The sequence below is a fragment of the Enterococcus sp. AZ095b genome (assembly GCF_051714725.1).
Taxonomy (GTDB): Bacteria; Bacillota; Bacilli; order Lactobacillales; family Enterococcaceae; genus Enterococcus_B; species Enterococcus_B pernyi.
This window is the reverse complement of the sequence record NZ_JBIOSL010000001.1, coordinates 1,411,083-1,435,787: the sequence shown is the minus strand read 5'-3', so window position 1 is coordinate 1,435,787 and position 24,705 is coordinate 1,411,083. Positions and strand designations below refer to the sequence as shown.

The window sequence follows — 24,705 nt, the reverse complement described above, 5'->3', positions numbered from 1 at the left end:
AGATCAACGACTCCATTCTGCTTTGATTGTTTGATAGGCTTGGTAAGGATCTTCTGCTTGTGTGATAGGTCGACCGACAACGATAAAGGTTGAGCCGATTTCTTTTGCACGGGCTGGTGTCACGATTCTGGTTTGGTCACCAGCAACTGTTCCTTCCGGTCGGATGCCAGGGGTTAGACACGTAAATGTGTCACCTGCTTTTGCTTTGATCGATGCCACTTCAAGTGCTGAAGATACGACCCCATCTAAACCTGCTTCTTTTGCACAAGCTGCGTAGTGGATCACACTTTCTTCTAAGGGTACTTCGATCAGTTGATCATGGTGCATCTCTTCTTCACTTGTGGAAGTCAGTTGCGTGATTGCTAAAAGTAAAGGTCGTTTCTTACCTTCGGGTGTTCCATCTGTCAAGCCACGCATCGCCGCTTCCATCATACGGATACCGCCGGCAGCATGGACACAAGTAATGTCTACGCCTAATTTTGCTAGGCCTTGCATCGCTTTTTCTACGGTATTTGGGATATCATGTAATTTCAAATCTAAGAAAACGTCATGTCCAGCGTCTTTTAACCAACGAACGATGATTGGTCCTTCTTGATAAAAGAGCTCCATACCGATTTTAACGAATAACTTTTCGTCTTCTGGGAAACGTTGCATAAAGGTTTCTACTTCTTGCCAAGATGAAAAATCTAAAGCAATAATTGGTCGTTGATTCATTGATTTCTACCTTCTTTCACTTCTTTGATCAATTGCTCTAAAGACTCAATGCCTAACTCGCTCATTCTCGCTGGTAGGTCTGCAATCAGTTTTGGACAGATATAAGGGTCGGTAAAGTTGGCTGTCCCAACAGCAACTGCACTTGCACCTGCCATATACATCTCCAGTACATCATCAACGGTTTGCACACCGCCCATCCCAATGATCGGCAAGTTTGAGACACTTGCCACCTGATGGATCAAACGAATAGCCACCGGTTTGATTGCTGGTCCTGAGAGACCGCCTGTTTGATTGGCAAGAATCGGTTTTCTAGTTTTCAGATCGATACGCATCCCCAGCAAGGTATTGATCATCGTAAACCCATCGGCGCCGCCAGCTTCAATAGCCTGTGCCACTGGCACGATATCCGTAACATTAGGAGATAATTTGACATAGACAGGGACATTCGCCACTTTTTTCACCGCTTGTGTCAGTTGGAACGCCACATCTGGGTCAGTACCAAAAGCAATTCCGCCATGTTTGACATTTGGACACGAGATATTAAGTTCGATGGCATGGACATTCGGTGCATCACCGATCTTGCCACAAACTTCAACATAGTCTTCTTCACAGGCGCCAGCGACATTTGCTATGATCGGCAAATCTTTATAGGTGGCTAATTCAGGTAGCGATTTTTCCATGACCACTTCCATTCCAGGATTTTGCAACCCGATCGCATTGAGCATCCCAGAAGGTGTTTCTGCTACTCGCGGCGTGGGATTACCAAAGCGCGCTTTAGGTGTCGTCGCCTTGACCATGATTGCGCCAAGTTGGTTCAAATCGTAGTATTTGCCATATTCTTTGCCAAATCCAAAGCAGCCACTTGCTGGCATGATTGGATTCTTCAAGTTTAGTCCTGGAAGTTTAACTGCTAAAGGGTTACTCATAAAATCACCTCTCCTGCTTGGAAAATCGGTCCTTCATCACAGACTTTCAAGCTTTTCGTTCCTGTTTCATCGCCTGGGACATGACAGACACATGCGTAACATGCACCGACACCACAGGCCATGCGAGACTCTAACGACAATTGGACGTTAGGATGACCGGCGAAAAGCTGTTCCACTGTCTTTAGTAATCCATTTGAACCGCATGCAAAAATAGCAGCAGGCTTATCTTTTGCCGCAAGTAATAGATTACCGACATTCCCATGGAGTCCATAGGTGCCGTCATCCGTTGCGATCCTTGTATCACCTAGCTTTAGAAATTCTTCTTCATAATACATTACTTCTTGTGAAGCAAAGCCTAGAAAGTGAATCGCTTTGACGTCTCGTTCCTTCAGCTGTTTCGATAGTTCGTATAAAGGAGGAACACCGATCCCTCCACCGACAATGAAGACCTCATCTTTGTTCGTTAATCCTGAAAGATCGAAGCCATTCCCTAAAGGCCCTAAGACGTCTAAAGAATCACCAGCAGTCAATTCTGCGAAATGCTTTGTTCCGTCTCCTTCTACACGGTAGATGATACGACAAGTTTTTTGTGATTGATCGATCTGGTTGATACTGATTGGTCGGCGCAACAACAAATCTGCTCGAGGTACGCGAATATGAAGGAATTGTCCAGGGCGTGTCATTTCTTGGACTAATTCCCCAGTCAGTGTCATTTCATAGATTCGTGGTGCTAGTTGCCGTTGGTGAACGATTTTCATTACTTCTTGTTTCATCTTAACACTCCTATGTTTTGGGACTTTTCGCTAGACTGCTTTGCTTTTTTCATTTTTTAAATAGGAGGGCAATTGCCCTCCACGATTAGATTGCTTGTGTTGAAAATGCTCGGGATTCCATCACGCGGGCGATCGCATCCGCAGTATCAAGGGAAGTAAACAATGGCGTGCCATGCTCTACTGCTTCACGTCGAATGATAAAACCATCTTTTGACGCATTCCCACGATCTTTATCAATGGTATTGACGACCACTTGTGCTTTGCCCGCACGAATCAGGTCAACGACATTTTTCTCTTTTGTTTCCTCAGAGATTTTAGCTACTGGTGTCACCACAAGTCCGTGTTGTTCAAAGAACACTGCGGTATTTTTCGTTGCCAATAAGCTATAGCCGATTTCTGCGAAGCGTTTTGCTAGACCTAAGGCTTCTTCTTTCGTTTCATCGGCGATCGTAAACAAGACAGCACCATAATCAGGCAAGCGTAAACCAGATGCTTCGAACGCTTTATACAGCGCTTTGTCTAAGTTTTGATCCGAACCCATGACTTCACCTGTCGATTTCATCTCTGGGCCTAAATAAGTGTCCACTTTATGCAACTTCGTAAATGAGAAAACTGGCGCTTTGACATGGACGTTGGCAGTTTCAGAGTACAAACCATCTTCATAGCCTAAGTCTTTCAATTTTTCTCCTAAGATGGCTTTTGTCGCGATCTGTGCCATCGGGATATTCGTCACTTTGCTCAAGAAAGGAACCGTTCGACTCGCACGTGGGTTCACTTCGATGACATATACTTGGTTGTCATGGATCACGAATTGGATGTTCATCATCCCGATACAATTCAACCCTCGTGCTAAACGGATCGTGTAATCTTCGATTGTTTGCTTGATTTCCTCTGACAGCGCTTGTGGTGGATAAACCGCCATAGAATCGCCTGAATGGACCCCTGCACGTTCGATATGTTCCATGATTCCTGGGATCAAGACGGTTTCGCCATCACAGATCGCATCGACTTCGCACTCACTACCGATCAAGTAACGATCGACTAAGACTGGATGTTCTGGTGAAGCTTTGACCGCATGTTCCATATAATCTTCTAGATCGCGTTGGTTCTCAACGATCTCCATTGCCCGACCTCCCAAGACATAGCTTGGACGAACAAGTACTGGATAGCCGATTTTATTGGCAACTGCAACTGCTTCTTCTTTACTTGTCGCAGTATCTCCTAGTGGCTGAGGCACCCCTAATTCTTGTAACGCTTGTTCGAATAGATCACGGTTCTCCGCACGATCAAGGTCTTCGATCGTTGTGCCTAGGATTTTTACACCTGCTTTTGCTAATGGTTCAGCTAGATTGATCGCTGTTTGTCCTCCAAATTGGACGATGACACCGATTGGTTGTTCCAACTCGATGACATTCATCACATCTTCAAAAGTCAAAGGCTCAAAGTAAAGTTTATCAGAAATCGAGAAATCTGTCGAAACGGTTTCAGGATTACTATTCATGATGATTGCTTCATAGCCTGCTTGTTGAATGGCTTTGACTGAATGAACTGTTGCATAATCAAATTCTACCCCTTGTCCGATACGGATCGGTCCAGAACCAAGTACTAGAACAGAAGGTTTTTCTGAACGATGGCTTTCATTTTCGATTTCATACGTACTATAGAAGTAAGGTGTGTGGGATTCAAATTCGGCAGCACACGTATCGACCATTTTGTAAACAGGTTGAATGTTCTTATCCGTACGTAATTGGCGAATCGCTTCCGTCGTCGTTTTCCACAATTCCGCAATTTTGCGATCTGTGAAGCCATTTTGTTTCACAGCAAGAAGTAGATCCAGCTGATTCGGTTGTGCCGAAAGCTCCTCTTCTAATTCAATGATATGCAACAATTTATCCAAGAAGAATAAATCGATTTTCGTCAAGTCTGCCAATTCTTGGATCGGATAGCCACGACGGATCGCTTCGGCTAAGTAGAATAAACGATCATCTTGTGCTCGGACGATTTTCTCCATCAAACGTTCTTCACTGACTGTCTTTAGTTCTGGCAATTCAAGGTGGTGCGCCCCGATTTCTAATGAACGAACGGCTTTTAATAAAGATTCTTCGATGTTACGACCGATCGCCATCACTTCGCCGGTTGCTTTCATTTGCGTGCCTAAGACACGTTCACCGTTTTCGAATTTGTCGAAAGGCCAACGTGGGATTTTTGCTACTACATAATCCAATGCGGGCTCAAATTCTGCATAAGTCGTTCCTGTTACTGGATTTTTCATTTCATCCAAGGTCAAGCCTAACGCGATTTTAGCTGCTAATTTTGCGATCGGATAGCCGGTCGCTTTACTTGCTAAAGCAGAGGAGCGTGAAACACGAGGGTTCACTTCGATGACATAGTAGTTGAAACTATGAGGGTCTAATGCTAACTGAACGTTACAGCCACCTTCGATTTTCAATGCACGGATGATCGATAGTGACGCATCTCTTAACATTTGATATTCATGGTCTGCTAATGTTTGACTCGGTGCAAAGACGATTGAATCCCCTGTATGGATACCGACTGCATCGAAATTTTCCATGTTGCAGACAACGATGGCATTATCGGCAGAGTCGCGCATCACTTCATATTCGATTTCCTTGAAGCCTGCAATACTACGTTCAATCAAACATTGTGTGACGGGCGACAAGCTCAAGCCATTTTCCGCGATTTGTCGTAGTTCGGCTTCATTCTCACACATACCACCACCAGTCCCCCCTAATGTGAAGGCTGGTCGAACGATGATCGGGTAACCGATTTTATTGGCAAAGGCGACTGCTTCTTCCACCGTTGTCACGATTTCTGATTCTGGGATCGGTTGATTTAATTCTTCCATCAACTTTTTGAACAAGTCACGATCTTCTGCTTGGTCGATCGCACTTAATTTCGTCCCTAATAATTCGATGCCTAATTCGTCCAAGATTCCTGATTCAGCTAATTCCATCGCCATATTCAAACCTGTTTGCCCACCTAATGTCGGTAAGATCGCATCAGGACGTTCTTTTCGCAAAATTCGTGAGACAAATTCTAATGTGATTGGTTCTAGGTAGACTTGATCGGCAATTTCTTTATCAGTCATGATCGTTGCTGGATTGGAGTTGACTAAGACGACTTCGTAGCCTTCTTCTTTTAAAGCAAGACAAGCCTGTGTACCTGCATAGTCAAACTCAGCGGCTTGACCAATGATGATCGGACCAGAACCGATCACCATGATTTTATTGATATCTGTGCGTTTTGGCATTAGAATTGCTCCTTTCCAGCGTCCATCATTTCCATAAATTCATCAAATAAATGTAGTGCATCATGTGGGCCAGGTGCTGCATCTGGATGGAATTGCACACTGAAGGCAGGATAGCGACGGTGACGGACACCTTCGACTGTGCCATCATTGACTTCCACATGAGTGACAATTAATTTTTCCGGATCGATCGTTTGTTCATTTACCGCATAGCCATGGTTTTGTGACGTAAAATCGATTCTTCCTGTTGCAACTTCACGCACAGGATGATTCAGTCCACGATGACCAAATTTCATCTTGTACGTATCTGCACCATTTGCTAGTGCAAAAAGTTGATGCCCCAAGCAGATGCCGAAAATCGGGATTTTTCCTTGGATTTGTTTGATCATCTCGATCGCTTCTGGTACATCTTTCGGATCCCCTGGTCCATTCGTCAGCATCACGCCGTCTGGCGATAATGAAAGGATCGTTTCCGCATCCGTATTGTACGGTAAGACTGTTAAATTACAGTCACGCTTACTCAATTCACGTAAGATGCTATGTTTCAATCCAAAATCAATGACTGCCACATTTCTTCCTGTTCCTGGGCTAGGATAAGGTTTATTGGTTGAAACTTGTTGGACTTGGTTCGTTGCCAAGACGGTTGCTTTTAGTTGGTCAAACGCATGTTCAAATGTGTCGCCTGCATCCACAATACTGGCTTTCATCGTCCCAACTTCACGGATTTTTCGTGTCAACGCCCGTGTATCGATGCCAGAGATACCAGGGATTCCTTTTTGTTTCAAGAACTCGTCTAATGTCATTTGGTTACGCCAATTTGACGCAACACGTGCATGCTCTTTGACCACTACACCTTTACACGTTGGTGCAATCGATTCATAATCATCACGGTTGACGCCATAATTCCCTACCATCGGGTACGTAAATGTAATGATCTGTCCATTAAAACTTTGGTCTGTGATCGTTTCTTGATATCCTGTCATACTTGTCGTAAAGACGATTTCTCCAAACACATTGGCTGTCGCGCCAAATGATTTCCCTTTAAATACTGTGCCATCTTCTAAAATCAGCAACCGTTCCATCCAATTATTCCCCCTTATGCCAAACAAGTTTTCCGTTGACAAATGTCATCAATGTTTCCCCTTTGATTTCCCAACCGACGAAAGGTGTGTTCTCGCCTTTTGATAAGAAATCTTTTTTTTCGATTACTGCAGAATGCGCAATATCGTAAACTGCCAAGTCTGCTGGTGCGCCGATCGTCAAGGTGCCAGCTTCCAAACCAAAGATGGCTGCTGGTTTGACTGTCATCCAGTCAATCACTTGCTCTAGTGTGAATTTTCCTGTTTCAACAAAATGTGTATACACGAGTTGGAAGGCTGTTTCACTTCCAACGATCCCGAAAGGTGATTGCAAGAAACTTTGACTTTTTTCTTCTAATCCGTGTGGAGCATGGTCGGTGGCAATACAATCGATCGTGCCATCAAGCAAGCCTTCGATCAATGCCTCGCGATCGGCTTTGCCTCTCAACGGTGGATTCATTTTCCAAAAACCAAAATCTTCTGGGATATCTTCATCGATCAAGATCAGATGATGCGGTGAAACCTCTGCAGTCACGTGAATCCCGGCTTTTTTCGCATCGCGGATCACCCGCACACTTTCTTTTGTTGAAACATGGCAGACATGATAGTGAACGCCTGTTGCTTCCGCTAATAGGAGATCACGAGCAATTTGAGAAGACTCAGTCACACTCAAAATACCTGGCAACCCTAGCTCTTCTGCTTTTTCTCCTGCGTGCATCACACCGCCAAATAATAATGATTCATCTTCTGTGTGAGCAACGAGTGCTTTATTGTTTTTCGCAGCTTCTTTCATCGCTAAGTACATCGTGCCTGCTGTTTGCACGCCGACACCATCATTGGTAAAAGCAAATGCGCCTTCATTGATCAATGCTTCTTGATCGACCAGTTCTTCACTTCGAAGATTTTCAGTGATCGGTGCATACTGTAATACTTTGACGACAGCATCACGTTTGATGATGTCATAGACTTGTTTTAATTTTTCTGCTGTATCAGGTACTGGGTCAAGATTTGGCATCGCACAAACAGTGGTGAACCCACCTCGAGCAGCTGCTTTCGTGCCAGCTTCGATCGTTTCCTTGTAAGTAAAGCCAGGCTCTCTCAGATGGACATGGACATCCACTAATCCAGGTGTGATCAACTGCCCTTGTGCATCAAACACTTCATCAAATTCAGCCTCAGGAAAGCCTGTACCGATTGCTTTGATCTTTCCTTCTTCGATCCAAATTTCTGCTGGTGTTGTTTCATTTCTTTTTGTATTGATTTGACCGTTTTTAATGAGTGTTTTCATGTTTCTTCCTCCTCTTATGTTTATGCTTTTCCACTTAATACAGCTTCTAAGATCGCCATTCTGACAAATACACCATTGCTCATTTGTTGAATGATCCGTGACTGTAACCCTTCAACCAGTGAATCCGCCAATTCGACATCTCGATTGACTGGTGCCGGGTGCATGATGATTGCATGTTTTTGCATTTTTTTAGCGCGTTCGACTGTCAAGCCGTACTCTTGATGATAGCCTTCTTTTGAAAAACTTTCTTTTCCATCGTGGCGTTCATGTTGCACACGTAACATCATCATGACATCGACTTGATCCAGCAAGTCATCTAGTGGTAAGTAATGACCGTAAACTTCAAATTCATCGTCATACCATTCTCTTGGACCTGAGAAGAAAACCTGTGCGCCAAGACGTTTCAACATCTGCATATTCGATTTTGCGACACGAGAATGTGTGATATCTCCGACAATCGCCACTTTCAAGCCTTCAAAATAGCCAAATTCTTCATAGATCGTCATCAAATCAAGTAAGCACTGCGTTGGATGTTGCCCGCTACCGTCACCGCCATTGATGATCGAGCATTGGATCGTTTTACTTTGGATCAATTCGTCATAGTAGTTTTCATCTCCATGACGGATAACAGCTACATCCACCCCAAGTGCAGACATCGTTAGAACGGTATCGTATAATGTTTCACCTTTTGTAACTGAACTTGTACTTGCTTCAAATTCGATCACTTCAAGACCAAGTTTCTTTTCTGCTACATCAAAACTTTTATGCGTTCGTGTACTGTTTTCAAAGAACAAGTTCGTTGCAAAATATTGGGATTTTTGTGGTGACCAAGTTGCGCCCTGTTTGAACTCTTGTCCTCGTCGGATCAACCCCATTACTTCTTGGTCTGTTAATGCTTCTACCGTTAATAAGTGTTTTAAACTGATGCGTTCTGATTTGATGATCATGCGATGTCCTCCTTAATTTTCTTCGCTGCGTGAAGTTTCTGGTAAGATAAGATTTAAAATGATTCCTAAAACTGTTGCTAGTGCCATGGCAGATAAAGTGAATGTCCCGACTTCTAGGACTAATCCCCCGATACCTACGACTAAGATGACTGAAGCAATCAATAGATTTTTCTTTTTATCAAAATCGATTTTGTTTTCGACTAAGATTTTCATCCCACTTGCCGCAATCACTCCGAATAGGATGAAACTGATACCTGAAATGACTGGGCCAGGAATACTTAATATCAAAGCACTTAGTTTGCCAATGAAGCCAAGGATCACTGCGAAGACCGCTGCGCCTCCGATCACGAACACGCTGTGTACGCGAGTGATTGCCAAGACGCCGATATTTTCACCATAACTTGTCACTGGCGGCCCACCAACAAAAGCTGCCACTAATTGAGCCAAGCCATCTCCTGTCAATGTACGGTGTAAGCCTGGATCTTCAAAGAAATTTCGTTTGGTCAATTTGTTCAAGACCATCAAATGGCCGATGTGTTCGGTCATTGTGACAAAGGCGATCGGTGCCATCGTAGTGATTGCCCCTATATATAACTTCGGTTGATATTGCACAAATGGAATCTCAAAGTTAGGCAGCGCGAACCATGGCGCATCGATGATTGGTTGGGTGTCAACTATCCCGAAAAGCAAAGCCACGATGTAACCAGAGATGATGCCAAGCAAGATCGGTAATAATCCTAGAAACCCGCGTAAGAACATATTGAAGAAAATCGTCAATCCTAAAGTGATCAACGCAACTGATAGATATTTGAAATCGTAATGGTCTTGATTGAACATCGCGTTGTTTGCTGCGTTGGCAGCTAAACCTAAACCGATGACCATGATGACTGGGCCAACCACGATCGGTGGCAAGATTTTGTCTAACCAAGCCGAACCGATTTTCTTGATGATCAACGCAACGATCAGATAGACAAGTGCTGTTGTCATCGCGCCTTGTGCGATCGCCGGGAAGCCGTCGGTTTTCATCAACATCTGCATAGCGGCGATGAACGCAAAGCTACTGCCTAGATATGCTGGAATCTTCCCTTTTGTTGTAATCAAGTAAACGATCGTTCCTAATCCTGAACTGACCAAGGCAATCCCAGGGTCGATTCCGACTAAGATCGGTACTAAGACAGTTGCACCGAACATCGTGAATAAATGCTGTAAACTTAAACCCACCCAGTGTCCAATGGTTGGTCGATCATGGATGTCTAATACCACACTATCGTTGTGGAACTTTTTTTCTTCTGCCATCTTGCCTTACTCCTCTACTTTTCCTCGTTTAAGATCATGATGCGATCTTGTCCATCTAATTCTTGCATCTCTACTAAGATTTCTTCTTTTTTTGCTGTAGGGATATTTTTTCCTACGTAATCTGCGCGGATCGGTAATTCTCGGTGTCCCCGATCAACTAGAACTGCTAGTGAGATTTTTCTTGGACGACCAAAGTCCATGACTGCATCCATTGCAGCGCGGATCGTCCGTCCTGTGTATAACACATCATCGATCAAGATAACTTCTTTTCCTTCTAAACTGACTGGAATATCTGAAGAATGCAATTCTGGTTCTTGAGCGATCTCTTTTTTATCGTCACGGTACAATGTGATATCAAGTTCTCCTACAGGTACTTCGATATTTTCGAGTTGTTTCAGACGTTCGGCAATTCGAGCAGCGATGTAGATCCCTCTCGTTTTGATTCCGACTAAGACGATCTCTTCGATACTTTGATTTCTTTCGATGATTTCGTAAGTGATACGTGTTAGCGCTCGTTTCATCGTTACTTGATCCACTACTTCTTTTGCTTGCATCATTTTTCCCCCTCCATTTTTTACACAAAAAAACTCCTGCCCTAAGAGGACAGGAGGAATGTTTAGACTGAGTGTATACTACCACACCGGTCGCTTTGTGTATGCGACGTCATTGAGCAAGTCTCGCTATGGCGCACCACAGGAATTCTTACTCACACCCTTCTTAGCCTCACGGGACTAAACTTAAAGGACTGCTATTAAGTTTTTCTTTTATTGTTTATTACTATACCGTTAAGTACTTTAAAAAGCAATATCTTTTCTCAACTTCTCTAAAGTTTTTTCAAAAACTTCTGGCAATGGTGCCTCAAAGGTCATTCGTTCATTCGTTTGAGGATGAGTGAAACCTAATAATTTCGCATGTAAAAATTGGCCATTGCCTTTGAGGGTTTTCTTTGGTCCATATACGGGATCACCTGCTAAAGGATAACCAATATACTTCATATGCACACGGATCTGATGCGTACGCCCTGTTTCTAATTGTAACTCTACTAAAGTGAAATTCTCAAAACGTTCTAGTACAGTAAAATGCGTCACAGCTGGTTTTCCATCTTCGCGGATCGCTTGCATTTTTCGATCGACTTTTGAGCGCCCGATAGGTGCATTGATCGTCCCTTTTTCATGAGGAATAACGCCATGGACTAAAGCAATATATTTTCTTAGGGAAGTTTTATCTTTCAATTGCTGCGCCAACGCTTCATGGGCTTGATCATTTTTGGCGATCATCAATAATCCAGACGTGTCTTTATCGATTCGATGGACGATCCCTGGACGGATCACGCCATTGATCGATGATAGATTTTTCATATGGTACATCAACGCATTGACTAGTGTTCCTTGGGCATGACCAGCAGAAGGATGAACGACCATGCCTTGTGGTTTATTGACCACAGCTACGTCGTCATCTTCATAGACGATTTCTATTGGTAAGTCTTCTGCTACGATCTCAAGTTCTTCAGGCTCTGGTACTTCCACGACGATTGCATCAGCCGATTTTACTTTGTAATTCGCTTTTACTGGTTCCCCATTTACGGAAACGGCACCGTCTTTCAACCATTGTTGAACTTGTGAACGACTATGATCCGCAAATAATGCTGTCAGAACTTTATCGATCCGTCCTTTTTCTTCTTTGATAGTTGCTTTTAATTGTGTCATTTTTTTCGTTGTTCCTTTTCATCTAAAATAATATAAATCAATACGCAGATCACACCGATCACTAGAGAAATGTCTGCCACATTAAAAATCGGGAAATTCACGAAATCAGTTTGGAACATATCGATCACATACCCTAAACGGACACGATCGATAAAGTTACCGATTGCTCCAGCTAGAATCAATGTCAGACCGATCATGAACCAACGATTTCCGTTGCTACGATTTTTGATCATCAACGTCAAGATCACTACAACTGCAATGATCGTCACGACAGTAAAAAACCACATTTTTCCTTCTAGTAAACTCCAAGCTGCTCCTAAATTACGGATATGATTCAAGGACAAGATCCCTGGAATCACTGATTTCGTTTCTCCTAAAGCAAAGTTATCGACGATCAACCATTTTACCCATTGATCTAAGCCGATGATCAACGCACTTATAATCCAATATATCGCTAACAAACAATCATTCCTTTTCTACTTCATGATAAATATCTCTTGGTCTGATGATCCCTAATAAATTTCCGTTAGGGTCGCCGTTTTTGGTGATCAACACAGCCTCAAGCGTACCCTGCTCGCCAAACATTTTTTCTACTTCAGCAATCGTTGTCTGAGCGGATACAAAATGATAATTGGTGTACTTACCATCTTGAGTGATCAGATCGGCAGCTATTTTTCCTTGAAGATCGATCACACCATGATGACTTTCTTTGGCTAACCAAAAACCTAACATCCGCAACGTCACTAATCCTTTGAATGTTCCTTTATGATAAAGCGGGAACTGAGAATAACGCTTTTGAGCAACAGTCTCCAACAAACTAGGTAATGGGATGTCCCATTCAAACCCAGTTACATGCTTTGCGAAACGCGGTAACACTGTTTCTGGACGAATCAGTTCTTGCTCGATTCTTTGGATACGCTTCGTCGCCCATTCATTAGGTTCAGCGATAATAAAATCGACGGCGATCCGATCATGCACGATCGCATTACGTAATTGAGCCAACTGTAGTAAGTCATCCTCATATTTTTTGATACTTTGGTGTTGCTTTTGTGCTAAACGACGAACGAGTTCAGTGAACCCCATATTTCGTGGATTCCCCATCTCTTCTTGCATCCATTTTTCGATCCGATTAAAGCTACTCAAAAAAAGATCAGAATTCTTCATCACTAGCCTCCTTGATGACATATGCTTTATTTTTTATAAATAGAAAGAAACCAATCATTACGACGACGATCAGTAAACTATAAAGGATACTTTGAATAGCAACAGCACTGATCCCTGTAAATAAGAAAAGTACGGGATATAACTGTAATAGCAATAAATTCATCGTAATCCGATAGTTTTTAGTTGGTTCTGTTATCGTATAGACTGGACTTTTGAGCCAAAAAAAGGTGACTTGCATCTGAAACGGGGCGTCTACATCTAGAGTAACAGATTGGTTTTGCCCCAAACTGATTTTCCGATCATCCACCCGTAATGTGATTGGACTACCCATTCCGTAAAATCCCGTATCTCTAGTAACATTCACTTCCATTTTCGCTCCTCCTATTATGCGTTAGTCTCTATCAAAACACAAGCGGAATCTCTGTTATCCCTAATGGATCGATCCTTATATCATCTTTTTCAGCAATCATTTTTCCTCATTTTCATCCTCTAATTTACTTTCCAGTCTTTTCTGCCCAAATCGATTGACAGAAGAAACCAAAAACACTAAGGCAGACATAAATAAAGCCGAAGATATAAATGTAATCCCTAAAATCGCTAAAAAATGAGGATCGAAATAACCAGTGTATAACTCATGATATAAGCTATAATTTCTCACCCCAGTAACTGCAGAAACGAATACACTTCCAACAATGACTGCTAACACTCGTAATTTCTTTGCATGTTTGGATTGATCGATAAGCTCGTGACCAATCAGTGAGCCACGGATCAATAAATAGATGAACGCTACTCCTAGCAACAATAATTCGGTAAACACTTCAGAAACTGGTTGCTCCAACAAATAACTTTTTACAAAGATCGAAGTCCCTAATAATACCAATAATAACAAAAAGGCTTCACTTTGTATTTGATTATTGACCTGTACGATACGTTCATCTTTAAGTTTATTCTTTTTCATCTTTATCCTCCCAAAATAGATCATCTAATGTTTGATTTAATTCATGGCAGATGGCCTGACACAACTTGAGTGTGGGATTATACTTCCCTGCTTCAATCAATCCAATCGTTTGCCTTGTCACTCCTACACGTTGGGCCAATTCTTCTTGGCTTAAATCATTTGCTAAACGCGCGAGTTTCATTCGGATGTTTTTCAACTTGATGGTTAACCTCCATTCTTCACAGTCATCCTGATTGTAAACTATATCTTACTAAATGTGAAATATATATTGCTTCAAAAGAAAGAAAATGAAGATTAGTGATAATAAAAATACAGGAAAAGCATTATTTCTTTTAAAATTTTTGAACTGAATAAGTAGAATTAATTCTTCAGTCCCATTTTCATTTTAGAGATAAAAAAACATAACAAGCTCTAATAGAAGGAAATCATTACAAAATATACTGAGATTATCGAAAGAAATATCCTTCTTAGTCGCCGACATGCACCCCGACTACTTACAGCCCGCCAAATGTGTTCTGCCAAATACAAGTGAAGTGATTGATCGATGTCATATTGTCAAATATAGATTCAAGCTTTCAGTGAGTTGCCTATACGTGCTATGCAGAAAAACTGAACAAGAACTGGCGCTTTCTACTAAAAAAACGTGCAATCATTTCCGCGTGAATATGAAACATACAACAGTTTCCGAGCACCTAAATAAATACCCATTTCTTACTGAAGTAATGATGCTTGATTGATTGGGGTTTCAACATTCCAAAAAAGAGGTGTGCTCTTTTTTATGAATCAGTAGAAGGCATCACCAATGAGATGATCTATCCTTACTCTAATTAAAATATAGAAGCGAAGAATGCCCACGTAAAGACAATAAAGCGATTATCTTAAGGATTTAAACTGTTTGTCCACATGAAAAATAGAATCTATTAAATCAATTAATTAAAGTGAGATAACAAAAAATCTGAACCAGAATGAGGTTCATTCTGATCCAGATTTGATTTTTTTCAACGCATTAATCCTGATTGACAAAGAGCAAGAAAATAGTTGCTCTATTTTTTAGATTATGCACTTTCATATTGAAAAGGTCTAGTTAAGACTACTTCAAATTTTTAATTTTTCGATTAGAATAAACCGATTACTTCTCCTTGATTCGTTACGTTCATATTCAAGGCGGCTGGTTTTTTTGGTAATCCAGGCATCGTCATCACTTCGCCTGTCAAAGCGACTAAAAATCCGGCACCTAACTTAGGTACAAATTCACGGATCGTGATTGTGAAATCCTCTGGTGCACCTAATAATGTTGGATCATCAGAAAAAGAGTACTGGGTTTTTGCCATACAAACCGGTAAGTCAGACCAACCATTTTTCTCAAATTCAATGATTTGATTTTCTGCTTTTTTACTAAAAGAGACTTCTTTGCCACCGTAGATTTTTTGAACAACCGCTTGGACTTTTGTTTTGATCGGATCACTGGATTGGTACAATGGAACGTAATCCGCGCTTTCTGTATCGATCAATTCTACGACTGCCTTTGCTAAGTCCACGCCACCTTCCGCACCATTTTCCCAAACACTTGCGCGTTTTGCTACGACTCCTTCTTTTTCACACAATTCTTTCAGTAATTCTAATTCAGCGTCTGTATCAGTCACAAACTCATTGATTGCGACGATCACTGGAATCTGGTAACTTTTCATATTACGAATATGCCGTTTTAAGTTCGCATATCCAGTTTGCAACGCCTTGAGATTTTCATTTTGTAATTCTGCCTTATCCAATCCCCCGTGCATTTTTAACGCACGGACAGTTGCTACGATCACAATCGCATCTGGTGCTTTCTGCAAATTAGGAACTTTGATATCTAGGAATTTTTCTCCTCCTAAATCAGCACCAAAACCAGCTTCAGTCACTACATAATCCGCAATTTTCAAAGCAGTTTTAGTTGCTAGTACACTATTACAGCCATGAGCAATATTTGCAAATGGTCCACCATGGATAAATGCTGGTGTACCATAGATCGTTTGTACGAGATTCGGTTTAATTGCATCTTTTAATAACAAAGCAAGGGAACCCTCTGCTTTTAGATCCCCTGCTGTTACAGGGCGACGATCATAGGTGTAGCCAATCACGATTCGTGCTAACCGAGCTTTTAAATCATCTAAATCAGCAGCTAAACACAAAATTGCCATGATTTCACTAGCCACAGTAATGTCGAATCCATCTTCTCTTGGTACCCCTTGCATCGGTCCGCCCAGCCCAACGATCACATTTCGCAATGCTCGGTCGTTTAAATCCACCACACGTTTCCAAATGACACGTCGAGGATCGATCCCCAGCTCATTTCCTTGATGGATATGATTATCTAATAGAGCTGACAATGCATTGTTTGCAGAAGTGATGGCATGCATATCGCCAGTAAAATGCAAATTGATATCTTCCATTGGTAATACTTGTGCGTAGCCACCTCCTGTCGCTCCGCCCTTGATTCCCATAACCGGACCTAATGAGGGCTCACGCAATGCAATCACTGCTTTTTTGTCTATTTGGTTCAACGCGTCACCTAATCCGACTGTAACTGTTGATTTTCCTTCTCCCGCTGGTGTTGGATTGATAGAAGTTACCAATATGAGGCGACCATCCTCTTTTTCCGAAAAATCATTTATTGCGGTAAAGTTTATTTTTGCTTTGTATTTTCCATATAATTCCAAATCATCTTCATTGATTCCAATGCTATCCGCAACTCTAACTATCGGTTTTAGCTGTGTTTCTTGTGAAATTTCTAAATCATTCTTCATTAAAACGCCCCTTTTCACGAACTATATATAAAAATAATTATATTTTGTTAAGTTAAATCCATTATACCTGTTTTCCTTGTAAAAAAAAACAAAAAAAACTGACTTTTAATTTATTTGACGTACCTATTAATTCTCTTTATAATATAGGCTATGATCAGACATAGAAAGGTCGTGAGTGTTTTGACCACAGGAATGGTGAAATGGTTCGATAACAAAAAAGGATATGGCTTTATTAGTTATGATAAAACAGAAGAGATCTTCGTACATTTTACTGCAATCGAAGAAGAAGGATTCAAAACACTTGAAGAAAACCAAGTGGTAGAATTTACCGTCATTGAAGGTAATCGAGGCATTCAGGCGGCCCATGTCAAAAAGATCAATGATCAAGCTTAGTCCAATCAAACAAAATAAGCTATTCCGGTGTTTTTCGGAATAGCTTTTTTATTATTATAGACGACTCTCTGTGCAGTTAAAAATAGCTAAAGTCTCTATTGTTATTTTTTACTCAACTAAATCATTCGTATTCTTTAACAGTGAAGAAGTGTTGATCGTTTGTTTATGTGGATGTTTCAAGTGATCAAGCAATTTTCCTTGTGCCTTCTGATTGACGAAAATCACGAATGGCTCTTTGCCTTTTACAAGAGATAAAGATACTTTACGTTTTTGTACGTGGACTTCCTTGATTTCATTGATAGGTATGTCGCGATCTCTCCAAAAAGCAGCATATTTTATTTTTATTGCCTCTTTCTTTAAAACTAGTGAGCGTCGAAATCCTAGCAAAAGAAAAATAAAGAAAATTCCCATTAAAATATTACTTTTCCAATAAGGCCTTGTATTTTCTAACGATAAAATCAAACTCAAAAATAATAGAATAAATGTTGATGACCAATAAATGATCGACTGTGCCGTTTCGGGCTGCCAGCGAATATTTTTTTTCATTCTTCAACCTCGTGTCTTTATCTGTAGTGGTATAATAAGTCAAACCGACAATTTTTGAAGGGCGTGTTTTTCCTTATGTTAAAAGTATACATTGACGCATCAACAAAAGGCAACCCTGGACCTAGTGGTGGAGGAATATTAATAATCGCTGATCAACAACAAGAACAGTTGTCTATCCCTTTGTCCTTTGGTTCAAACCATCAAGCCGAGTTTGAAGTCTTTTTAAAAACTTTAGAAATTCTAAAGAATAGACAGATGACCGAAGAAATCATTCTCTGCTATTCCGATAGTAAAGTACTTGTATCAACTATCGATAAAAATCATACGAACAACAAAGATTTTTTACCTTATTTAGAAAAAATACAAAGTCTATTAAAAGATTTTTCAATGTTGATCCTTCAGTGGGTACCTGAAAGTAAAAATAAAGGCGCTGATAATCTAGCTAGACAAGCTTTACAAAAATTTTTATAAAATATTGGAACAAAGCAATTAGTAATCGTACCTTGATTTGCAAGCACTTTATACGGTCAACTTCTTCTTTTGTCTCGGTCTATAAAAGAACATATTCATAATAATAGATCAACAAATGTTGAGACACGATTCTTTCAAACATTTGCTAAATATTCAGAATTTTATGTCGCTGTTATTTGGACTAACTCAAAGATTGTAAGGGCAAAATAAATGTTTATTGTTTCCAGTTATCGATTAGAATAAATAAGTCCTGATAGCTAGATTCCGACAAAATTTTTGACTGCTTTATTTTGGTCAACTATTAACATACGCCGAATTCAGCTAACATGACCTCATAATCTCCAAGGTATTTTCTGAAAAAGTCTGACTATCCATATATGTATCGATCATTCTGTTTATTTTATCAACGCTGTCTTTATGGGTCATGATAAGATATAAAAGCTATCATTGAAGTCTGTTCCAAAAGAGGATTTGTTTTTAGTTTTCTGCCAAATTTTTCACTTCCTTTTATTATCCCTCGGATGTACTATTTGTCCATGTCTAAATCCGACGAGAAGTTGCCTCTTCTGATTCTTTCACCATCAAAATTCGATTTAGCGTGACGAACAAATCCGCGAAAACTTTCATCTAGGTTCAGTCAAACATTTGTAGGTACAACGAAGAAGCAGCCATTGTCTGTTTTGGTTATCCTATTTTGTCCTAGAAAACACGTACGTCTTTCAGAACAATATAACGTAAAAGTCTACTGTCATCCATTATAGTATTTCTAATAACCAAAATGAAAGGCTAAAAGATTTGTTTTAAAATAAGCAAAAAACCCGATTATTTAAGATTTCAGGTTTTTTGCTTATTTTAAGTTTAGTCAAAATCTCATCGCGACAGATAGGTCGTATAGATATTTAAACATCGCGTATTATTTTTTGTCAACAATTTAGAAAAGTAAATAATTATGATCAAAGGTGATATCTAATTGATACTGCCCGACTCTCTTTTCTATTTGGATACGCATCATTCGTTCTAATTCCTCGTCAGACAAACGCGTACCTTCAGGGACAACGACATCAAATTGTAGGATCTGTCCTTTATGGATCATGCGGAAATCATGGATTTTCAGACCTTCTGCTGTCTCATTGATGATTTTTTTCAACTCATTAAGAATCTCTTGATAATTCTCATTGTTGACTGGTACAGGATCTAGATGACAGACTAATTCTACACCTAATGATCGTTTAAAATCCTTTTCGATAATGTCCATGATCTTGTGTGCTTCATTCAAATCTAGCCGATCATCGACTTCCACGTGAACTGAAGCAAAACGTTGATTTGGTCCGTAATTATGCACTAACAAGTCATGATAACCGAGTATTTTTGTATAGCCATTTAGCTGCTCCTCCATCGCCTGGATCTGTTCAACAGTAGGACGGCTCCCTAATAATTCATATACGAATTCTCTTAACATCATTACGCCGCTGTACAAAATGTAAAGTGCCAACAAGAAGCCAATATAGCCATCCACGCGCCACTCTGTCAACCATTCGACAGAAGCTGAGAGTAAAACAGCAAAGGTCGTATATACATCATTATAACTGTCTTTGGCAGTGGCATGTAACGTTTCCGAATCGATCATTTTTGCGGTTTTCTTGTACATACGTCCCTGAATAACTTTTAAAGCAATCGAAAAGACTAAAACTAAAAAGATGATCGGTGATAAGGCAATATTTTCCGGATCGATGATTTTTTCAATTGAGGAGTGTAAGAACTGGAATCCGACATACGTGATGATGAGAGATACGAATAGTCCACTAATATATTCAAAACGTTCGTGTCCATAAGGATGTTCCGGATCTGCTGGTTTTGCCGCGATTTTGAAGCCAACCAAAGTCAAAACAGAAGAAGCGGTATCCGACAAACTGTTGATGGCATCCGCCATGATCGACACACTTCCAGAGAGTAGTCCGATCATCAATTTCGCAACGAATAGGATCACATTAGTTAACAGTCCCCATACTCCTGCCATCAATGCTTTTTTTGTTCGTTCTTTTGCTGTTAGTGTTTCTTGTTTCTTTGCCAAATTTGTGACTCCTTTTATCTGTGATTGCTGGTCTTATATCATTCAGGTTTTAAAGGTGTTGCTGCAAATAATGCTTTGGCGAGTAATGGTGTGATGATCCCCGCGCCGATAGCTTCTGGAATCCCATTGATTGCAGCAATCCCAGCAAGTGTCTTGAACAAGACCGAAGCATCGACACCATAAGCTTGAGCTGTGGCATTCGTATAAAATAAGCCCATAAATCCTAAAACAAGGATCGTATTGACTAGAGAGCCTAGAATCCCAGCTACAACAGCCGGTACGACGATCGTAGAGGAACGCTTATACAACCAATGGAATACTAAGCCAGCCACTAGTCCCACTAAAACTCTGGGTACAACTGAGATGATTGGATTGGTAAAAACCAATGTATCGAACGGTGTAGTTGGCATCGCGTAGGCTCGGATGATCGTCGCAATTCCCCAGAACAAGCCGATCAACATGCCATCTTTCGGTCCTAATACTACGGCCGCTACGATTACTGTGATATGGATGATCGTCAAGCTAATAAAACCTAATGGGATAAAGCCTAACCATGGAATCATTGATTGAACGATAATGATGGCTAACAAAATGGCACGAAGTACTAACCGAAATGTTTTATTTTTGCTATTCATTGAATCTCCCCCTGTTTGCTTTACTCTAATCCTATAGCGTTTTGTTGATTTGTCAATAAATTTGTACATAGCAACAACCGTTGAGCCAATGAAAATAAAGCAACGAGCTTGGGAAATCATCCCAAACTCGCTTGCCATTTATTTGTAGTAAAAAACTACGCTTGCTTGTATTTATTTTCTAACCATGTTTTTGCTTCTGTCAATGCGTCTGAGATACCAGCTGGTTTTTTTCCACCTGCTTGCGCCATATCTGGACGACCACCGCCACCACCGCCAACTTTCGGTGCGATTGCTTTGATCAAATCGCCAGCTTTTAAACCTGCTTCATTTGCTTCAGGCGTCATTGCTGCTAACAAGCTGACTTTTCCTTCTTGTTCGTTTGCCAAGACAAGAATATCTGAAACTGCTTTTTGTTTCCATTGATCGGCTAATTGACGTAATTGATTTATGTCTTTTACTTTAACTTGTGCAGTGATGATCGTTTTACCATTGATCGTCTCTGCATTTTTGAAAATATCTCCTGCTTGTTGGTTGGCTAACTTACTTGCCAATTGTTCATTTTCTTTTTGTAGTTCTCTTAATTGTTGTTGCAATTGTTCTGCTTTAGCTACGACTTCTTTCAATTGTGGTGATTTCACGATTGCCGCAACTTCTTTTAGTTGTTGTTCTTCGCTTTCCAACAATTCATAAGCTTCTTTACTTGTCACCGCTTCGATCCGACGAACCCCTGCACCGATCCCTGATTCAGAAACGATTTTAAAGATTCCGATGTTTTCGGTATTACCAACATGCGTACCACCACATAACTCGATCGACCAACCGCCGATATTGACCACGCGGACTTCGTTGCCATATTTTTCGCCAAACAATGCCATTGCGCCCATATTTTTCGCTGTATCGATGTCTGTTTCGATCGTTTCAACAGGAATGGCTTCCCAGATTTTTTCGTTTACGATTTGTTCCATTTTCGCTAATTCTTCACTTGTGATTTGACCAAAATGTGTGAAGTCAAAACGCAAATGACCTGGTGCAACCAATGAACCTGCTTGGTTGGCATGATCGCCTAATACTTCTTTTAATGCTTTGTGCAATAAGTGAGTAGCCGTATGGTTTTTGATGATTCGGTTACGTCTTGGTTCATCAATCAATAAATGATAGGTGTTTCCTTCTTTGATCTCAGAAAGGACTTCTACTTTATGCAAGAATTGTCCATTTGGTGCTTTACGAACATCAGTCACATTTGCTACTGTTTCACCAGAGGCATCAATGATCCAACCTTGATCGGCTACTTGTCCACCCATTTCAGCATAAAATGGTGTTTGATCAAAGATCAATTGCGCTTCCCCATCTGATAGTTCACTGACGATTGTTTCGTCTTGGACGATCACTAGTAATTCACTGTCAGATTCAATATGGTCATAACCGATGAATGTGCTATCTACTTTGATATCTGTCAATAAAGCAGATTGAACACCCATAGATGTTTCTGTATTACGAGCCGCACGCGCGCGATCACGTTGCGCCTGCATTTCTGTTTCAAAGCCTGCGTGATCGACATTCAATCCTTCATCTTCCGCCACTTCTTCTGTCAATTCAACTGGGAATCCATACGTATCGTAAAGTTTAAAGATATCTTTTCCGGCAAGCGTTGTTCCGTTTGCTTGTTTTACCTCTTTGATCACTTGGTTCAAGATCTCAAGCCCTTCGTTGATCGTTTCATTGAAACGTTCTTCTTCCATACGAACGACTTTTTCGATGAATTCTTTTTGTTCCAAAACTTCAGGGTAGTAGCTCTCCATGATTTCGCCAACAACAGGCACTAAACGGTATAAGAAAGCTTGCTCGATCCCTAATTTTTTCCCGTGCATGACTGCTCGACGTAACAAACGACGCAAGACATAGCCACGACCTTCATTTGAAGGCAATGCCCCGTCACCGATTGCAAAGGATAATGCTCGGATATGGTCAGCGATTACTTTATATGAAATATCAGTTAAGGCATCCTCACCGTATTTTACTTTGTTGCTCAATTGCTCAACTGCATGGATGATCGGCATAAATAAATCTGTTTCAAAGTTGGTTGGTGCATCTTGAACGATTGAAACCATTCGTTCCAAGCCCATGCCCGTATCAATGTTTTTATGTGGAAGAGGTTCAAACGTATTATCTGGTTTGTGGTTGAACTCTGAAAATACTAAGTTCCAGATTTCAAGATAACGTTCATTTTCGCCACCAGGGTAGTTTTCAGGATCATCTTCTTCCAAGTCATTATAGGCTTCGCCACGATCATAAAAAATCTCTGTATCTGGCCCACATGGTCCAGCACCGATATCCCAAAAGTTATCTTCTACATCCACGATATGGTCAAGAGATAATCCTACTTCTTCGTGCCAGATACGTTTTGCTTCTGTATCTTTTGGATAAACAGTGACATATAATTTCTCAGGATCAAACGCCATCCATTTTGGACTTGTTAAAAATTCCCATGCCCAGTGGATTGCCTCTTCTTTGAAATAATCGCCGATCGAGAAGTTCCCTAACATTTCAAACATCGTATGATGACGTGCAGTTTTCCCTACATTTTCGATGTCGTTCGTACGAATCGATTTTTGCGCATTCGTGATTCTTGGATTGTCTGGTACAACAGATCCATCAAAATATTTCTTTAGTGTCGCCACTCCTGAGTTGATCCATAATAAGGTTGGATCATTGACCGGTACTAGTGAAGCACTAGGTTCGATCGTATGTCCTTTTTCTTGGAAAAAGTCTAAAAACATTTGACGTACTTCTGCACTGCTTAATTTTTTCATTGTTTTACCTTCTTTCTACATAATAAACGACAAAAAACACCATTACAGCCAAGGACGAAAACTCGCGGTACCACCTTGATTGCAATGATGTTTACTCATTACCTCTTAAACTCGTTAACGCTGAGTCGCGTTGATATTTCTATCAAATTGAAAAAGGGAGCAGTTTGAACAGTGACTATTCTTTTTTCAGCCGAGAAAGAATTTTCTGTGAGTCAGTCTAAAACAAACTATGTCCTTTTTGTACTTTATCAGTATACGTATTCTTAGCGATGCTGTCAATCCTACTTTTTGATTTTCCATTGTTTGCGGTCTACGTTTTCCTTGCTATAATCAGGAAAGAACCCTAGGGAGGCAAAACAATGGAAACGTATTTTGGAACCGAAGAATGGATAAAAGCCAGCAGTTACGTTTTACGTTATGACGTATTCGTGTTAGAGCAAGAAATACCTGCTCATTTAGAATTTGACGGTAAGGATGCCTATTACCCAAACCTTGTCATGATCCATAACGAACAGCCAATTGCTACCTTACGTTACCAAAAACAAAGTGACGAACAAATCCAATTTGATCGTTTTTGTGTCGCAAAAGATTGGCGCAAACGTGGGATTGGCAGAGAAATGCTTCAATTGGCAGAAAAGCGAGCACTAAATGAAGCATTCAAAGAAATTTATTTGATTGCAGAAATTCCCGCCGTTCCTTTCTACGAAAAGCAGGGCTATCAGAGTTTTTCAGACCCACTGATCGAAGACGGCATTCTTTGTCAACAGATGCGAAAACAGCTCTCCTAATATCAACTGTTTAATCAAAAAAATCAGCCCCAAAACCCAAAATAGATTTCCTATTTAGGTTTTTGGGGCTAAAAGTCAAGGGCAGC

At 40.7% G+C, this 24,705-nt stretch carries 25 protein-coding genes; 5 read left to right on the top strand and 20 right to left on the bottom strand.

What is annotated here, in order from left to right:
- Positions 1 to 3: 3 nt before the first annotated feature.
- From pyrF to pyrR, 9 genes are all read right to left on the bottom strand, one after another.
- Positions 4 to 714, bottom strand: coding sequence for an orotidine-5'-phosphate decarboxylase (gene pyrF / locus IGJ99_RS06870; RefSeq protein WP_438770701.1), 711 nt, complete (start codon positions 712 to 714; stop codon positions 4 to 6).
- Complete coding sequence (locus IGJ99_RS06865; RefSeq protein ID WP_019723950.1) at positions 711 to 1,640, bottom strand: dihydroorotate dehydrogenase; 930 nt, start codon at positions 1,638 to 1,640, stop codon at positions 711 to 713. The genes pyrF and IGJ99_RS06865 overlap by 4 nt, the downstream gene beginning before the upstream one ends.
- Positions 1,637 to 2,413, bottom strand: a complete 777-nt coding sequence (locus IGJ99_RS06860; protein ID WP_438770700.1) for a dihydroorotate dehydrogenase electron transfer subunit — start codon at positions 2,411 to 2,413, stop codon at positions 1,637 to 1,639. Before IGJ99_RS06860 ends, IGJ99_RS06865 begins: the two co-directional genes overlap by 4 nt.
- A gap of 85 nt (positions 2,414 to 2,498) precedes the next feature.
- A complete protein-coding gene (gene carB, locus IGJ99_RS06855) occupies positions 2,499 to 5,684 on the bottom strand; it encodes a carbamoyl-phosphate synthase large subunit (RefSeq protein ID WP_438770699.1) in 3,186 nt (1,061 codons plus the stop codon).
- Positions 5,684 to 6,763, bottom strand: coding sequence for a carbamoyl phosphate synthase small subunit (locus IGJ99_RS06850; protein WP_010735514.1), 1,080 nt, complete (start codon positions 6,761 to 6,763; stop codon positions 5,684 to 5,686). The genes carB and IGJ99_RS06850 overlap by 1 nt, the downstream gene beginning before the upstream one ends.
- Positions 6,764 to 6,767: 4 nt before the next feature.
- Positions 6,768 to 8,048, bottom strand: a complete 1,281-nt coding sequence (locus IGJ99_RS06845) for a dihydroorotase (RefSeq protein WP_438770698.1) — start codon at positions 8,046 to 8,048, stop codon at positions 6,768 to 6,770.
- Between the two features lie 20 nt (positions 8,049 to 8,068).
- A complete protein-coding gene (locus IGJ99_RS06840; RefSeq protein ID WP_023519624.1) occupies positions 8,069 to 8,995 on the bottom strand; it encodes an aspartate carbamoyltransferase catalytic subunit in 927 nt (308 codons plus the stop codon).
- Between the two features lie 12 nt (positions 8,996 to 9,007).
- The gene (locus tag IGJ99_RS06835; protein WP_010735517.1) at positions 9,008 to 10,291 is read right to left on the bottom strand and encodes a solute carrier family 23 protein; all 1,284 of its coding nucleotides are present in this window, start codon (positions 10,289 to 10,291) and stop codon (positions 9,008 to 9,010) included.
- A 14-nt stretch (positions 10,292 to 10,305) separates the two neighbouring features.
- Positions 10,306 to 10,845, bottom strand: coding sequence for a bifunctional pyr operon transcriptional regulator/uracil phosphoribosyltransferase PyrR (gene pyrR, locus IGJ99_RS06830; protein ID WP_029594119.1), 540 nt, complete (start codon positions 10,843 to 10,845; stop codon positions 10,306 to 10,308).
- Positions 10,846 to 10,903: 58 nt separating this feature from the next.
- On the opposite strand from pyrR, the gene IGJ99_RS06825 reads away from it, so the two are divergent.
- Positions 10,904 to 11,026, top strand: a complete 123-nt coding sequence (locus IGJ99_RS06825; protein ID WP_023519622.1) for a hypothetical protein — start codon at positions 10,904 to 10,906, stop codon at positions 11,024 to 11,026.
- Positions 11,027 to 11,085: 59 nt separating this feature from the next.
- Here the strand turns inward: IGJ99_RS06825 and IGJ99_RS06820 are convergent, their stop codons facing one another.
- The 6 genes from IGJ99_RS06820 to IGJ99_RS06795 form a co-directional block, all read right to left on the bottom strand.
- Positions 11,086 to 11,997 (bottom strand): RluA family pseudouridine synthase, encoded by a 912-nt coding sequence (locus IGJ99_RS06820; RefSeq protein WP_077151345.1) that lies wholly within the window; start codon positions 11,995 to 11,997, stop codon positions 11,086 to 11,088.
- Positions 11,994 to 12,458 carry a signal peptidase II gene (lspA, locus tag IGJ99_RS06815; protein ID WP_438770697.1) on the bottom strand — a complete coding sequence of 155 codons (465 nt, stop codon included), beginning with the start codon at positions 12,456 to 12,458 and terminating at the stop codon, positions 11,994 to 11,996. Before lspA ends, IGJ99_RS06820 begins: the two co-directional genes overlap by 4 nt.
- A gap of 4 nt (positions 12,459 to 12,462) precedes the next feature.
- Complete coding sequence (locus IGJ99_RS06810; protein WP_023519620.1) at positions 12,463 to 13,161, bottom strand: CBS domain-containing protein; 699 nt, start codon at positions 13,159 to 13,161, stop codon at positions 12,463 to 12,465.
- Positions 13,148 to 13,531 carry a hypothetical protein gene (locus IGJ99_RS06805; protein WP_096081520.1) on the bottom strand — a complete coding sequence of 128 codons (384 nt, stop codon included), beginning with the start codon at positions 13,529 to 13,531 and terminating at the stop codon, positions 13,148 to 13,150. The genes IGJ99_RS06810 and IGJ99_RS06805 overlap by 14 nt, the downstream gene beginning before the upstream one ends.
- 96 nt (positions 13,532 to 13,627) lie before the next feature.
- On the bottom strand, positions 13,628 to 14,119 hold the full coding sequence (locus IGJ99_RS06800; protein ID WP_010735523.1) for a DUF6773 family protein: 492 nt from the start codon (positions 14,117 to 14,119) through the stop codon (positions 13,628 to 13,630).
- Complete coding sequence (locus IGJ99_RS06795; RefSeq protein WP_196768995.1) at positions 14,106 to 14,300, bottom strand: helix-turn-helix transcriptional regulator; 195 nt, start codon at positions 14,298 to 14,300, stop codon at positions 14,106 to 14,108. The genes IGJ99_RS06800 and IGJ99_RS06795 overlap by 14 nt, the downstream gene beginning before the upstream one ends.
- Positions 14,301 to 14,520: 220 nt before the next feature.
- On the opposite strand from IGJ99_RS06795, the gene IGJ99_RS06790 reads away from it, so the two are divergent.
- Positions 14,521 to 14,856, top strand: a complete 336-nt coding sequence (locus IGJ99_RS06790) for a transposase (RefSeq protein ID WP_224434893.1) — start codon at positions 14,521 to 14,523, stop codon at positions 14,854 to 14,856.
- A 378-nt stretch (positions 14,857 to 15,234) separates the two neighbouring features.
- On the opposite strand, the gene IGJ99_RS06785 is transcribed toward IGJ99_RS06790, so the two are convergent.
- The gene (locus IGJ99_RS06785) at positions 15,235 to 16,905 is read right to left on the bottom strand and encodes a formate--tetrahydrofolate ligase (protein ID WP_010735530.1); all 1,671 of its coding nucleotides are present in this window, start codon (positions 16,903 to 16,905) and stop codon (positions 15,235 to 15,237) included.
- Between the two features lie 180 nt (positions 16,906 to 17,085).
- On the opposite strand from IGJ99_RS06785, the gene IGJ99_RS06780 reads away from it, so the two are divergent.
- Positions 17,086 to 17,298, top strand: a complete 213-nt coding sequence (locus tag IGJ99_RS06780) for a cold-shock protein (RefSeq protein ID WP_023519613.1) — start codon at positions 17,086 to 17,088, stop codon at positions 17,296 to 17,298.
- A 108-nt stretch (positions 17,299 to 17,406) separates the two neighbouring features.
- Here the strand turns inward: IGJ99_RS06780 and IGJ99_RS06775 are convergent, their stop codons facing one another.
- Complete coding sequence (locus IGJ99_RS06775) at positions 17,407 to 17,844, bottom strand: EbsA family protein (protein WP_010735532.1); 438 nt, start codon at positions 17,842 to 17,844, stop codon at positions 17,407 to 17,409.
- Positions 17,845 to 17,919: 75 nt separating this feature from the next.
- Here IGJ99_RS06775 and IGJ99_RS06770 point away from each other — a divergent pair, with 75 nt between their 5' ends.
- Positions 17,920 to 18,315 (top strand): ribonuclease HI family protein, encoded by a 396-nt coding sequence (locus tag IGJ99_RS06770; protein WP_010735533.1) that lies wholly within the window; start codon positions 17,920 to 17,922, stop codon positions 18,313 to 18,315.
- 931 nt (positions 18,316 to 19,246) lie between these two features.
- On the opposite strand, the gene IGJ99_RS06765 is transcribed toward IGJ99_RS06770, so the two are convergent.
- From IGJ99_RS06765 to alaS, 3 genes are all read right to left on the bottom strand, one after another.
- Positions 19,247 to 20,386, bottom strand: a complete 1,140-nt coding sequence (locus tag IGJ99_RS06765) for a cation diffusion facilitator family transporter (RefSeq protein WP_010735534.1) — start codon at positions 20,384 to 20,386, stop codon at positions 19,247 to 19,249.
- A gap of 38 nt (positions 20,387 to 20,424) precedes the next feature.
- On the bottom strand, positions 20,425 to 21,021 hold the full coding sequence (locus tag IGJ99_RS06760) for an ECF transporter S component (RefSeq protein WP_065095763.1): 597 nt from the start codon (positions 21,019 to 21,021) through the stop codon (positions 20,425 to 20,427).
- Between the two features lie 155 nt (positions 21,022 to 21,176).
- The gene (gene alaS, locus IGJ99_RS06755) at positions 21,177 to 23,831 is read right to left on the bottom strand and encodes an alanine--tRNA ligase (protein ID WP_010735536.1); all 2,655 of its coding nucleotides are present in this window, start codon (positions 23,829 to 23,831) and stop codon (positions 21,177 to 21,179) included.
- A gap of 359 nt (positions 23,832 to 24,190) precedes the next feature.
- Between alaS and IGJ99_RS06750 the strand changes: the two genes are divergently transcribed.
- A complete protein-coding gene (locus IGJ99_RS06750) occupies positions 24,191 to 24,619 on the top strand; it encodes a GNAT family N-acetyltransferase (RefSeq protein WP_010735537.1) in 429 nt (142 codons plus the stop codon).
- Positions 24,620 to 24,705: the final 86 nt, after the last annotated feature.